The 12641-nt window shown below is 58.9% G+C and carries 8 protein-coding genes and 2 tRNA genes; 7 read left to right on the top strand and 3 right to left on the bottom strand.

The window, feature by feature from the left end:
• Positions 1–218: hypothetical protein (locus IRZ24_RS09695; protein ID WP_297163183.1), on the bottom strand; the 218-nt coding region annotated here is incomplete at its 3' end.
• A gap of 248 nt (positions 219–466) precedes the next feature.
• Positions 467–2143 (bottom strand): FAD/NAD(P)-binding oxidoreductase, encoded by a 1677-nt coding sequence (locus IRZ24_RS09690; protein WP_297163180.1) that lies wholly within the window; start codon positions 2141–2143, stop codon positions 467–469.
• Between the two features lie 916 nt (positions 2144–3059).
• Here IRZ24_RS09690 and IRZ24_RS09685 point away from each other — a divergent pair.
• The 7 genes from IRZ24_RS09685 (at position 3060) to speD (ending at position 11346) form a co-directional block, all read left to right on the top strand.
• Positions 3060–3560, top strand: coding sequence for a hypothetical protein (locus IRZ24_RS09685; protein WP_297163177.1), 501 nt, complete (start codon positions 3060–3062; stop codon positions 3558–3560).
• A gap of 477 nt (positions 3561–4037) precedes the next feature.
• Positions 4038–5057, top strand: coding sequence for a phosphogluconate dehydrogenase (NAD(+)-dependent, decarboxylating) (gene gnd, locus IRZ24_RS09680; RefSeq protein WP_297163175.1), 1020 nt, complete (start codon positions 4038–4040; stop codon positions 5055–5057).
• A 445-nt stretch (positions 5058–5502) separates the two neighbouring features.
• Positions 5503–7002, top strand: coding sequence for a polysaccharide deacetylase family protein (locus IRZ24_RS09675; protein WP_297163169.1), 1500 nt, complete (start codon positions 5503–5505; stop codon positions 7000–7002).
• A 114-nt stretch (positions 7003–7116) separates the two neighbouring features.
• A tRNA-Ala gene (locus tag IRZ24_RS09670) sits at positions 7117–7189 on the top strand.
• Between the two features lie 327 nt (positions 7190–7516).
• A tRNA-Ala gene (locus tag IRZ24_RS09665) sits at positions 7517–7589 on the top strand.
• Positions 7590–8027: 438 nt separating this feature from the next.
• The gene (gene leuS, locus IRZ24_RS09660) at positions 8028–10502 is read left to right on the top strand and encodes a leucine--tRNA ligase (protein ID WP_297150604.1); all 2475 of its coding nucleotides are present in this window, start codon (positions 8028–8030) and stop codon (positions 10500–10502) included.
• A gap of 481 nt (positions 10503–10983) precedes the next feature.
• Complete coding sequence (gene speD, locus IRZ24_RS09655; RefSeq protein WP_069804310.1) at positions 10984–11346, top strand: adenosylmethionine decarboxylase; 363 nt, start codon at positions 10984–10986, stop codon at positions 11344–11346.
• A gap of 231 nt (positions 11347–11577) precedes the next feature.
• On the opposite strand, the gene speE is transcribed toward speD, so the two are convergent.
• The gene (gene speE / locus IRZ24_RS09650; protein WP_297163164.1) at positions 11578–12510 is read right to left on the bottom strand and encodes a polyamine aminopropyltransferase; all 933 of its coding nucleotides are present in this window, start codon (positions 12508–12510) and stop codon (positions 11578–11580) included.
• Positions 12511–12641 lie beyond the last annotated feature (131 nt).

Here is a 12641-nt window from a genome sequence, read left to right as displayed (position 1 = left end):
ACCGGCGGCACAGGAGGCTGCCGTCCACCAGAGAAAGGAGTCGCCCGCGGAACATGCAAGCGCGGCTCCTTGACTTCAGGCTCAGTATGCCAACGAAGTCGCTCCTGATCTCTCTGGCGAGCCGCCTCATCCTCACTGGTCCCAAATAGCACAAAGCCACACCATAGGCAGGCTTGCCTCTCCCCATCCCACTGAGCGTGACAACGCGGACACAGCATACAGATCATCCTCCCCTGATGTATGGATGTTTCAGCGACCGGTCTGTCCATCTGCTCACTGACCAGCGCGACAGCTCTTCCAGGATAACGTACGGATGGCCAGCTCAGGGCAGCCAGCACTCACCAGCGAGCGCTAGCCAGTGCTGACGGACCGATCAGCCGGCCACCCTGACGACTCCCAGTCGACTTCAAAAGAAGGATTGCATCGCTCCAGGAGTAGCAAGCCCACGCCTGGCGCTCAGGCCAGGCTACTGACAACACCGCACTGGATGCGGATTTGGCTGGGGCCAGGAGGTCGGTAAAGCCAGCCGCTGTGGCTCCGGCTCAAGATCAGGCCTCCAGGCACACGCATCAGCAAAAGCGGCAACACCTGCAGCAGCGCTCACATCAGTAGCTTGCTGCCTAGGGATCAATCTCCGTAGTGGCTCAGTTTGGGGCCTCCTTCTTGACGCGCTTCCCTGCAGGAAGGGTTCACCGCCCTGAGGCGGAGCCTGCCATCCCACCATAGCAGCCGTTGTACTCAGCGGAGAAGACAGAGGAGGCGCACATCGGGAGGTCGCCAATGCACGCTCCGCCAGCCGCCCGGGCACCGTTAGGCTATAGAGTGTAGATGAGCGAAGCTGCGCAAAGTAGGCGCGCGCATCAAAGACACCTCGGAGCAGGGCATCCTGGACCGCCGTCACCGGCAGCGCCTCGTCGATGAGGCGCTTGATCGCCAAAGCATCAGGTTGGGCCCTTCCCAAGGCGAGATAGCCAATGAGACGCTCACCTGCTAGCACCAGGCGATAGTAGCTTTGCTTCCCATGCCGCGTAAGCACTCGCACTTCCGCCGCCTCCGCTAAGGGATCGCCAACAGCCAGGATCGAGAGAGACCCCAGACGCGTCGCCTGCCAGGGAGCGCCGACCACCTCGCTCACATGGGTCGCCATTCGTCCCGTCATAGTCGCTGCTGCCACTCGTCCCTGAAGGACAGCAGCATGCCAGGACGGCTGCGAGCGATAGGAGCCACTGAGAGGATGCTGCCAGGCCGCAACATCGCCCGCGGCGAGAATGGCCGGGACACTGGTGCAGAGCCGCTCATCGACAAGGATGCCTTGCTCCGCCTCATAGACAAGAGGCAGCGTGGAGCGCGTCGCCAAATCAAGCGCGGGACGCGTTCCCGTGCAGATCAGCGCTAGCTGAGCCGGAATGACACGCCCGTCAGCCGTGGCAACCGCCGCTAGTTCTCCCACGCTCCCTAGAAAACCTATCACCTCGCTTTCCAGATGAACCAGCGCCCCCGCCTGCTCTACGTGCCGCAGGACAAGCTCAGCCGCAGCCCGGTTGAGCAGGCGCGGCAAACAGTAAGAGCCGCGAATAAACCAATGAACACGCTTGCCGATGTGCAAGAGGCTCATAACCGTCTCGGCTCCATGCACACCACCACCGATCACCGCCACCTCGCGGACCTCCCGTAGCCGGCGCCTGACATCAAGGTAGTCGGGTAGACGATGCAAGGTCAGAACGCCATCCAGCGCAGCACCAGGCAGATTCTTCGATAACCCACGCGCAACGCTCCCCGTCGCCAATAGCAGGACTCCATAGTGGACGATCCCCCCACGCGCGACATGCAGCCGCCGCTCAACTGCATCAATTCCCTCAACGCGCGCTACTCCCACCTTGATCCCTCGCGCCTGCTCCGTCCCCTCGGGATAGGCCAGCAGTTGTTGCCGGTTTACCTTGCCCGTGAGAATCTGACGTAAGGCCGGCGTGTGAATCGTCGGATAGCATTGCTCCGTTAGAATCAGAATCGTGGCTTCAGGCGCTAAACGCCGAGCCTCAATGGCAGCAGTCAGGCCGGCGATTCCATTCCCTACGATCACGATGTCCGCACTGGCCTGTATACGCGCATCGCCGAACCAGGCCGGCAGGGCGGTCTTCTGCATGGTTGAAGCGCACCTTTCCTGTGAATTTAAAAGATACTCAGTCATTCTAAGATCACACTTCTCTCTTCCGCCCTATATCTCAAAAAATACAGCTATCTTCGACTACCAGCATGTAGAGTTAACAGAAACCGAGCTAGTAGGAATGGAAGCGTGAAGTGAGGTCTAGAGGAGCTGAAGAGAGATAGCTGACTCTTGAATGACCAGCTGCATGGCGGCTCTGAATAGCTGTTACCGAAAGGAGTATGGAACAGAATCTGGCAATTTGCGGGCAAAACACGGGCGAATAGCCAGAATATCCCATACGCAGCGTCGGTCCTTCCCCCGGTCAGGCAAGAGGCGCAGAAAAGCCAATTCGGGTATTGATTTTTGGGTGATTATCTGGTACTGTAAAATATGGAAGGAGCGAAGTATACCAGACATTGAATATCTTTGTGTTTCTTTGTATAGTGTCTATTGAAGTAGCCGATGTTGTCCACAGTTAACGCCGGCGCCGCAGCGCCCTGGCTCAGCCAGAGCCAGCGCACGGCCCAGGCCCGATTTGATCGTCAAACCGCTCGCTCGTCATTTGTAGAGAGCAGTGTCCCAAGAACCTGAGTGCTTGAGAGAAAGCACAGGAAGGAAAGGAGCGTTATTTTATTGCACCAATGCGGCACTTAAGCAGTGCAGTATTTGCTGCTGCCTGAGTAGCAGCCATTTCGCCAGCCGGCATAGCAGCGAGCGCCAGCGGAAGAGGGGTCCGCGGCCCGGCGACGAACTGTGCTGGCCTTGACGCGGGAAGAGGGGATGTTCCGGGCGCTCCGCTCCATGAGCAACCAGGCAGTAAAAAGCTATGACAGGCCTCCGGCTCGGCGCGGGTTCACTTCGGCTCTGCAGTTGGTCTATCGGTCAGCAGTATCTCATCCAGAAGGAGCGTGCCATGCAAAAAACCTCTCTGCGTATGACCAAAGCATCCCCGCGTCCTTTGCAGCAAGAAGCAGCAGCCGAGATACGCCATTTCTCGCTGCGTGATTTGCTCCCTTCCCACCATCTGCTTGCCCTCAACCTGACACTAGGCACCCTGGCCCAGCTCGCCTGCGAAGAGGGGCTGCCTCGCCTCGTTGCCGAGCAGCAATTCACCAATAGCGAAATTTGTGTGCTGTTACCATTACTTGAAGCCTACCCACATTACTGCCCTTACGAAGTCTTGCTGGCCAGCTTTATTAACGGCCACATCACCGAGGCCGAGATAGAGCGCTGCCGGCGGCGCCTGAGCCTGGCCCAGGCTGAAGGCGTCTGGGATCAGGAGATGCGCCCAGTGCGCAACGTCCTATCGCGGACGCGCATGAAGCTGTACACCTTTGGCATCGATATCTTTTCCATTCTGGAAACAGGCTATGTACTGATGCGTCGAACGCGCCAGCGCCCCAGCGGGGGTTAGACGCTCTCCTGATCAGTCATCCTGCACTACTGGCCTGAGCGGGCGCTTGCTTCTATCTCTCCCGCGCGTAGATGGTCGCCTGATTTTGCCAGCAGCGGAGCAAGCAGCCGCTCAGCCAGTGGCGCGTGTCTGCGTCGCAGCGGCACTTATCTTCCCTGACTTGCAGACAGGCTGCTGTCTGTTTGTGCTCCTGTCCTTAGCTGCGCCTGCCACAGCAGCGCTTGGCCTGCTCTGCCCCTTTCCTTGTCGTCTAGCCCACTGCCAGCCTCCCTCTTTTCACTGCCCTGCACCTGTATGGTACACTTAGCGATGGACAGGCAGCGCTGCGTTGCTCCCTCCTTTGGCACGGAACCTGGCTCTCCGCTGTCAGCAGGGATGCCTCACACTGAGAGAGCACGCCGCGTCCGCCTCGCTTTCCGTACCCCGGAAAATCACTACTTCGCTAGCTAGAGAAGAGAAGACAGAAAGGATCGCTACATGGAACTTGGTCTGATCGGACTTGGACGCATGGGGGCCAATATGGCTCTGCGGCTCCAACGTGCCGGCCATAGATGCATCGGCTACGCGCGCCATGCCGAGACTGTCGAGAAGCGCCTGAAAGAGGGGGCTATCTCTGCGGGGGCGACTTCCCTGGCCGAACTCGTCGGGCAGTTGCAGGCGCCCCGCATCGTCTGGCTCATGATTCCTGCCGCCTCCGTTGATGCGACGTTGGAACAGCTTATCCCCTTGCTCTCTCCCGACGATGTCGTCGTCGACGGGGGCAACTCTTTCTATCAGGATGACATTCGCCGCGCTGCTATGCTCAAAGAGCATGGTATTCATTACCTCGACGTCGGTACAAGCGGCGGTGTCTGGGGTCTCGAACGCGGCTACTGCCTGATGATTGGCGGCGAGGCGGAGATCGTTCAACGCCTCGAACCACTCTTTGTGGCCCTCGCACCCGGCGTGCAGGCCGCCCCACGTACTCCAGGACGCGAGCAGGTCGGCGGTACCGCCGAGCATGGCTATCTGCACTGCGGTCCCCACGGCGCTGGCCACTTCGTGAAGATGGTCCATAATGGCATCGAGTACGGCATCATGGCCGCTTACGCCGAGGGCTTCAACATCCTGCGCCATGCTAATATCGGTAAGCACCCTGAGGAGATTGACGCCGAAACGACTCCCCTGCGTAATCCCGAGTATTATCAATATGATTTCAATCTGGCCGATATCGCAGAACTCTGGCGCCGTGGCAGCGTGATCGCCTCCTGGCTACTCGACCTGACCGCCCACGCCCTGCTCAAAGATCCCGACCTGAGCCAGTTCGCTGGGCGCGTCTCCGACTCCGGTGAGGGACGCTGGACGATCAAAGCCGCCATCGATGAGGCCGTGCCCGCCGGCGTGCTCAGTACCGCCCTCTACGAGCGCTTTGCCTCCCGCGGCGAGGCGGACTTTGCCGACAAGCTCCTCTCGGCCATGCGCTTCGAGTTCGGCGGTCACCACGAGAAGCAAGGCTAGCTCTGCCAGGCTAGGCCTCGCTTTCTCCCCTATTCCCGATCTCCTCGCGTAGCCGCTCTGCCTACCTGGCGCTCATCACGCACGCCAGAGCGCTACGCCTCACAGGGCTTCACGGCGCATTGTCGATGCGCCGTTCATTTGCTCCTAGCCCACGCCGACAAGACGGGCTGGCCCGCAGCGCCGGCGGCGCCAGCCTTCTCTTGCGTTTCTCCTCCTCCCGGCACTAACCTCACGACTATAAGCTTTCCTTGACTCTTTGCCCACTTTTCTGAAACATCAGCCGCTCTCTCCACTTCTTTAGCGATTGGATGCTTTCTTTCCAACTTCACCCTAGCTGCCGCTCTTAAATAGGTATTTTTACCTAGATTCTGGTATAATGAAGGGGCGATCATGTACAGCTATAGGCAGGAACACACAACACAGTAGCATGCGCAGGTTCCCAGCCATGAAATACACCGCCAATCACGAGTCGCATGGGTACGCCTCGCCGGGCGGACCTCACTCGGCAACGCCGGGTGTCCAGATAGGACCGATAGCCGCGCCAACAGCCAGCCGGCCATTGCGTGCTCGGCGCCGCAGTTGTCTGACCTTACCTCGGGCTATGCAACTGCTGCTAGCCGGCCTTCTCTGTCTGCTCTTAGTGGCCATCGCAGTGCTCGCCTGGGGACTGTACGCCCTGCTGAGCGGCAGCGATATAAGCCCTCAAGCAACCTCACACAATACTGCGACCTTCATAGCTGAGCATCCGCAAGAGGCTACCAATGAGCAGCAGATCCTCGTTCTCGCCCAGCGCTATCTAGGTGCCTTCCTGCATCACGACTACCCTACCATGTGGTCGCTGCTGGCGCCTGCCCGCCGAGCTCTCTGGCCCAATGAACAAACCTTTGCCCACTTCTGGCAGGTACGCTTTGCCCACTACCGTTTCGCGGGCTTCAGTCTGGGACTCCCCAGCCGGCTAAGCCGCTGGGTTGATCCCGAGACTATGACCAGCTACAGCGATGTCCTGACTGTACCGGTCTCACTACAACTCACTCCTGACGCTAGTTTGAGCAAGGAAGCCAATCTTCCCCCCGAGGATCAGGCTCCCGCGAGTATCTACCGTAATCTGCCTTTTGTCGTCCAGGCCAGCCCCGCTCAGGACCAGAACCATGAGCAGCCACACTGGTATGTGCTCGCCGGCGGACCGGCTGATCCAGAAGCTCCGATCTTGCCTCCTCCACAACCAGCCGCCCACAGCGTCGCGGTCCCCATCTTGATGTACCACCACGTTTCACCAGCTCCCACCCATAACTTGCTCGATTTCAGCCTGACCGTCACACCAAGCAACTTTGCCGCCCAACTCGATTATCTCAAAAGCCACGGCTACCATACCATCACCTTTAATCAGCTCTTCGATGCTCTCTATTTTGACGCGCCATTGCCACCGCACCCTATTATCTTGACCTTTGATGACGGCTATGAGGACGTCTATCGCTACGCTGTGCCCCTGCTCCAGGCTCATGGCTTCAGCGGTATGTTCTACATCATCACTGGGGCCGTGGGCGCTACGGGCTATATGAGCTGGGGAGAGATCCGCGACCTCCTTGCCCAAGGCATGCAGGTCGGCTCACATACGGTGCATCACATCAGCTTGGGCTGGATCGTCATCGGAGAGCCTCAGCTTGCTCAGCAGGAGCTGCAGGCCTCTAAGGCAACACTGCAGCAGCACCTCGGCATCACTATTCAGCAGTTCTGCTACCCAGGCGGCGAACCCTTCCGCCACGGTACCGCCCTTGAACAGGAGCGCATCACTAGCATGTTGGCCGCCGATGGCTACGTTGGTGCCACTACCGACCCCGGCCCTACCGGCTGGCTCCAGCAAAGCACCCAGCCTTTCGCTCTGCTGCGCATCCGCGTCGACGGTCGTGAAAGCCTGGCCGACTTTATCGCTAGCTTGCCTCAGTAGCCCCCGCCCTAGTTTGCCAGAAGGGGGTGAATTTGACAGATCCCTCCAACGAGGGTCTTTACAATTCACCCCCAGATGTGGTATCATTCTAGCTGCCAACACGAAGGCATGCACGGGGATGTAGCTCAGCCGGTAGAGCGCGACAATCGCACTGTCGAGGTCAGGGGTTCGAGTCCCCTCATCTCCACCCGCTGCCCATCACAGGCAGCAAGGAGGAAAGAGCCTACCCCCTTGCAAATCACAAAGCTTTGTGCTATAGTAAAGGGCAGCGGAAAGAGAACAGACCTGGCGATGAGCAGGAGTAGTAGGTCGCTCACCCGTCCAGAGAGTAGCCGGACGGTGCAAGGCTATACGGGAAAACGACCGAACTCGCCTGTGAGCAACAGGTGCGAACGCCTCGGGAGTCAGTAGCACCTGTCGGTATGCCCGTTAAAGCAGTGAATGAGTGCCAGTCACCTGGCACTGCGGAGGAGAGGTTACTTATACGTGACGCTCTCAAAGTCCATCTATCAATGGGCCTGTAGCACAGTTGGTAGCGCGCCTCTATGGCATGGAGGAGGTCAGGGGTTCGAGTCCCCTCAGGTCCACTTCTCCTCAACTCCGCAGTAAGCTGCCAAGGGTGATTGGAAACAGGGTGGTACCACGGAAAAACCTTTCGTCCCGAGCGGATGAAAGGTTTTTTTATTGCTACGTTCGCTCCCTACAACGTCGCTCATTCCCTGGCCTGTCGCCTTTCGTCTCGTGTCTGTGCGATTAACCCTGCCTCTCGGCTGCCGCTCCGCTCGCTCCTTCTGAGCCAACGCAGCACAGTAGATGCAGGGCCACCTGACCAACCACAAGCTCTACGGTACAGCATACAGACCAGGTGAAGTAGCAGCAGAACAACACTCACCGCTAGCGGGCGAGCGCCACGAGCTGGCTTCGCAGACAGCTATACGCTGCCAGCCCGCTTTGCCTCTGCTTTCCTGCTGTTGGCCACAGTGCCTGATCAGGTCCGACCGATTATCAGGGGAGGGACACCTGCAATGATCACGCGCACAAAATATGATCCAAAGGTAATTGAACCAAAATGGCAGACTCGCTGGGAGGAGGAGCAGATCTATCACGCGCCGGACGATTCGCCTAAGCCCAAGTTCTATCATCTGGTGATGTTCCCCTACCCCTCCGGCGATCTGCATATGGGCCACTGGTACAACTATTCTCCTTTCGATGCCTATGGCCGCTTCATGCGCCGCCTGGGCTACAATGTTATGCAGCCCATCGGCTTCGATGCCTTCGGCCTGCCCGCCGAAAATGCCGCCATCAAGCGCGGCATCCAGGCCCGCGATTGGACAATGGCCAACATCGAACGCATGCGCAAGCAGCTGCGCATGATGGGCGCTCAGTGGGACTGGCAGCGCGAGGTCGTCACCTGCCAGCCCGAGTACTATAAATGGACTCAGTGGCTCTTCCTGCAGTTCTATAAGCACGGCCTGGCCTATCGCACTCGCGCCCCCGCCAACTGGTGCCCCGGCTGCAATACGACCCTGGCTAATGAGCAGGTGCTGCCTAACGGCACGTGCGAACGCTGCGGCAGCACGGTGATCCGCAAGGAGATCGAGCAGTGGCTGCTGCGTATCACCAAATACGCCGAGGAGCTGCTGCGCTTCGATGGCATTGATTGGCCAGAGAAGACGGTCACCATGCAGCGCAACTGGATCGGACGCAGCGAGGGTGCGGAGATCCGTTTCTTCACCGAGATCGACGGCGAGCGCGTCGAGATCCCCGTCTTTACTACGCGCCCTGATACCGTCTATGGCGTCACCTTCTTTGTGCTGGCACCGGAGCATCCGCTGGTAGAGCGCCTGACCAGCTCCGAGCAGCGCGCCGCGGTCGAGGCTTATGTCGAGCGTACACGTCGCATGACAGAGATCGAGCGCCTGAGCACGGAGAAGGAAAAGACGGGCGTCTTCACTGGCGGCTACGTGATCAATCCTGTCAGCGGCGAGCGCGTGCCGGTCTGGATTGCCGACTATGTGCTGCTGAGCTATGGCTCGGGCGCCGTGATGGGCGTGCCTGCCCACGATCAGCGCGACTTCGAGTTTGCTCGTAAGTTTGGCCTGCCGATCCGCCAGGTGATCCTGCCCCCAGGCGAGGAGGAGAGCGATCCAGCCACCTGGAGCGAGGCGAAGACAGCCTATGGAACGATGATCAATTCCGGCCCCTTTACGGGCACACCCGCTGATCAGGCCATCCCTCGCGTGATTCGCTACCTGGAGGAGCAGGGGATCGGCCAGTCGAAGGTGACCTACCGCCTGCGCGATTGGCTGATCAGTCGTCAGCGCTATTGGGGCGCCCCGATCCCGATCATCTATTGTCCCAAGGATGGCACGGTTCCTGTTCCCGAGGATCAGCTGCCCGTTTACCTGCCTGAGCATGTTCAGTTCAAACCGACGGGCGAGTCCCCCCTGCGCTACGAACCGGCCTTCCTGAATACCACCTGTCCAAAGTGCGGCGGCCCGGCAACGCGCGAAGTCGATACTATGGATACCTTCATTTGTTCGTCCTGGTACTTCCTGCGCTACGCCGACCCGCATAACGATAAGGAAGCCTGGAGCCAGGAGGCTATCCGTCGCTGGCTGCCGGTCGACCAGTATGTAGGCGGCGCAGAGCACGCCACCATGCACCTGCTGTACGCACGCTTCTTCGTCAAGGCCCTGCGCGATATGGGCTATCTGCATTTCGATGAGCCGTTCCTGCGTCTGTACCACCAGGGCATGGTGCTGGGAGCCGATGGCCAGAAGATGTCGAAGTCGCGCGGCAACGTCGAGGCCCCCGATAAGTATGTCGAGAAGTACGGCGCCGATACTGTGCGCTGCTACATGATGTTCATCGGCCCCTTCGATCAGGGCGGGAGCTTCAAAGCCGAGAACCTGGAAGGCGTCTGGCGCTTCCTGAACCGCGTCTGGAACCTGGTGACGGAGAGCTGGGTCAGCGGTACCGTCAGCGAGGAGGAGAACGAGGCCACCCGCGCGATCGAGCGTCTGCGCCATAAGACGATCAAGCGCGTCACCGAGGACCTGCATCACTTCCGCTTCAATACGGCCCTGGCCGCGCTGATGGAGATGAATAATGCGCTGATCAAGCAGCAGCATGAGCCGGTCGCTCGCACCGCCGCCTATCGCCAGGCCCTGGAGACTATGATGCACCTGCTGGCTCCAATGGCTCCTCACCTCACCGAGGAGCTGTGGGAAATGACCGGCCACCAGGGCAGCATCCACCTGACCGACTGGCCACAGTACGATGAGGCTCTGACACACGATGAGACCTTCACACTGGTGGTACAGGTCAACGGGCGCGTGCGTGAACGCCTGGAAGTGCCAGTCGAGACGCCCGAGGAGGAGATCCGTCAGCTGGTGCTGAGCAACCCACGTGTGGCCGCCTATATCGGCAATGCCCCCGTGGAGAAGTTCATCTACGTGCCGGGCCGCATAGCGAACGTGGTCACGCGCCGCGCTTAGGTCCGGTCCAGCCAGCAGAGCAAACAAGGAAGAAGGCTGGAGGCTGGTGCCTTGATCTTCTTTCACAGCGGCAAAGGCAAGCACCGGGCAACCAATCAGCCTACTCGTGGCCGTGATGCCCGAGCCGGCATCACGGCCATCTTTTTTGGGGGGACCTCTTTTTGTGCGTCCCCCGACTTTCTCCATTACTTTAACCCACGATCTGAGAGACGGTAGCGGGCCTAAGAGCGCCTGAGAGGCCTACGGAGAGAATACGCACCCTCAACCAGAAGCCGAAAGCCCAGCCATTGTCATGGGGGAAGAAATGTGCTACACTAGTATGGCCGCTGTGACAAAACGCCCTGGAGCCATCTGGGCTGATATATCTGCTTTCACCAACGCACCTCAACAATATCGCTTTGGCGATACATAGAGTTTGGTTGCACCGACCAGGGCTAATAAAGTGGTACATTAATTCAGGAAAGGAAGCGTTTCTGAATCGATGGCACCCCCTCCGGTTGGAAAGCACATCTTGTCGGAACTGTATTCGTGCGACAAGAACCTGATGGCTCAGCTGGATAGCGAGAAGCTGCGTGCAGCCGTCTCTAGGATGACGAAAGAGCACAATCTCACGCAACTGGGAGCTTTTTGTCATCAGTTCGATGGGGGCGGTATCACCTGCCTGATCGCCCTGGCTGAGTCTCATATTGCTATCCATACCTGGCCAGAACTGGGCTACGCGACGCTGGAGGTTTACATCTGCAACTATCAGCGGGACAACTCCGACGCTGCTGAACGTATCCACGCCGCGCTTGTCTCGTTCTTCGAGCCAGGTAAGGTTGAAACTCGCCGGCTCGCCCGCTAACTCCGCCCTCCACTCATCCACCAAACCTGTCCGCCTGCCCGCTATCCACCTGCCTGTCCGCAGGGACGGGTCGTCGCGAAGATGCGAGAGGAAGGGAGGAGGAAGGGAAAGGGCAAGAGAGGAGGTAGGAGAGCATCCCTGTGGGTGGGGTCGGCTCCTCGGCGCAGAGAACGCTCACGGCCATGCCCCGCGCCGAAGCCGAGCGGGGCATGGCTCAGGTGGGCGTTTTTTCTATTCAACTACAAGGACACGATCGTCTCGAATGATCATCCCCACGTTCGGGTCCTCAATGGCATCCCGCACGTACTTTGGCAGGGCAAACATGTGCCGATGCGACTCCACATCATAAAACTTGAGATTGGTGCACCCTCTCTCTTGCAAGGTGGCCGTGATGACCTCGGGCGTTAAGCGCGCGGCGATGTCTTCGTCACTGGCTAGCGCAAAGCCCCAGGGCAGGCCAAAGAAGGTGACCATCGTCTGATAGGAAAACACCGATTTGAAGCACTGCTTCAGAGTCTTGATGATCGAGGCATGAGCCTCACATACCCCGATGTCCGTCGCTTCAGCCTGCATGCCAAAGGTCCCCCCAGGGTTAAGCCGAGACTTGGCAAGGTTGAAGAATTCAGCGGTGAAGAGCAGAGCCGCCGGCCCTCCCTCCAGTGGGTCAGTGGCATCCACAATCACGCTGTCAAAGGTCTCGCTGGTCTTCTCTAGATAGCCACGCGCATCAGCATGCACAAGTTCAACTCGTGGATCGTCAAAGGCCCCCTGGTGCCAGTCTTTCAGATGCTCCTTGGCAAGCGCAACCAGAGTGTCGTCTATGTCTACCATCACAACACGCTCGACCGTGTTGTGCCTCAATACTTCACGTAGCGTGGCCCCCTCTCCTCCCCCAACAATGAAGACTTTCTTGGGTTGCCGGTGCGCTATCAGGACTGGATGGATGAGCGCTTCGTGATAGATGTGCTCGTCCAGGGCCGCCGACTGCGGAATACCGTCTAGAAAGAGCGCTCTCCCAAAGCCAAAGGTGTCTAGGATCAGGATCTCTTGATACGGTGACTTAGTGGCCACCACCGTCTTGTGCACGCGGTACATGTTGGCTCGCGTGCCTCCGCGGAAATCTATGAGCCAGTTTTGTGCCTGCATCTGCTTCATCAAATGCATAATTCACCCCTCAACTTCCTAAGATAGTGTGAGATAAGAGTACAAGAGGAGAGGATCGGATAAAAGAAGTGAAGTGCGGCTCGAAGCCACTCCTCGCTCCCGAGCTGTTCCAGTCCCGGCAACTATTATAG

Origin of the sequence: Thermogemmatispora sp., assembly GCF_019683755.1 — a bacterium.
Taxonomy (GTDB): Bacteria; Chloroflexota; Ktedonobacteria; order Ktedonobacterales; family Ktedonobacteraceae; genus Thermogemmatispora.
The sequence above is the reverse complement of the archived record's forward strand: the minus strand, read 5'-3'. Positions and strand labels throughout refer to the sequence as shown.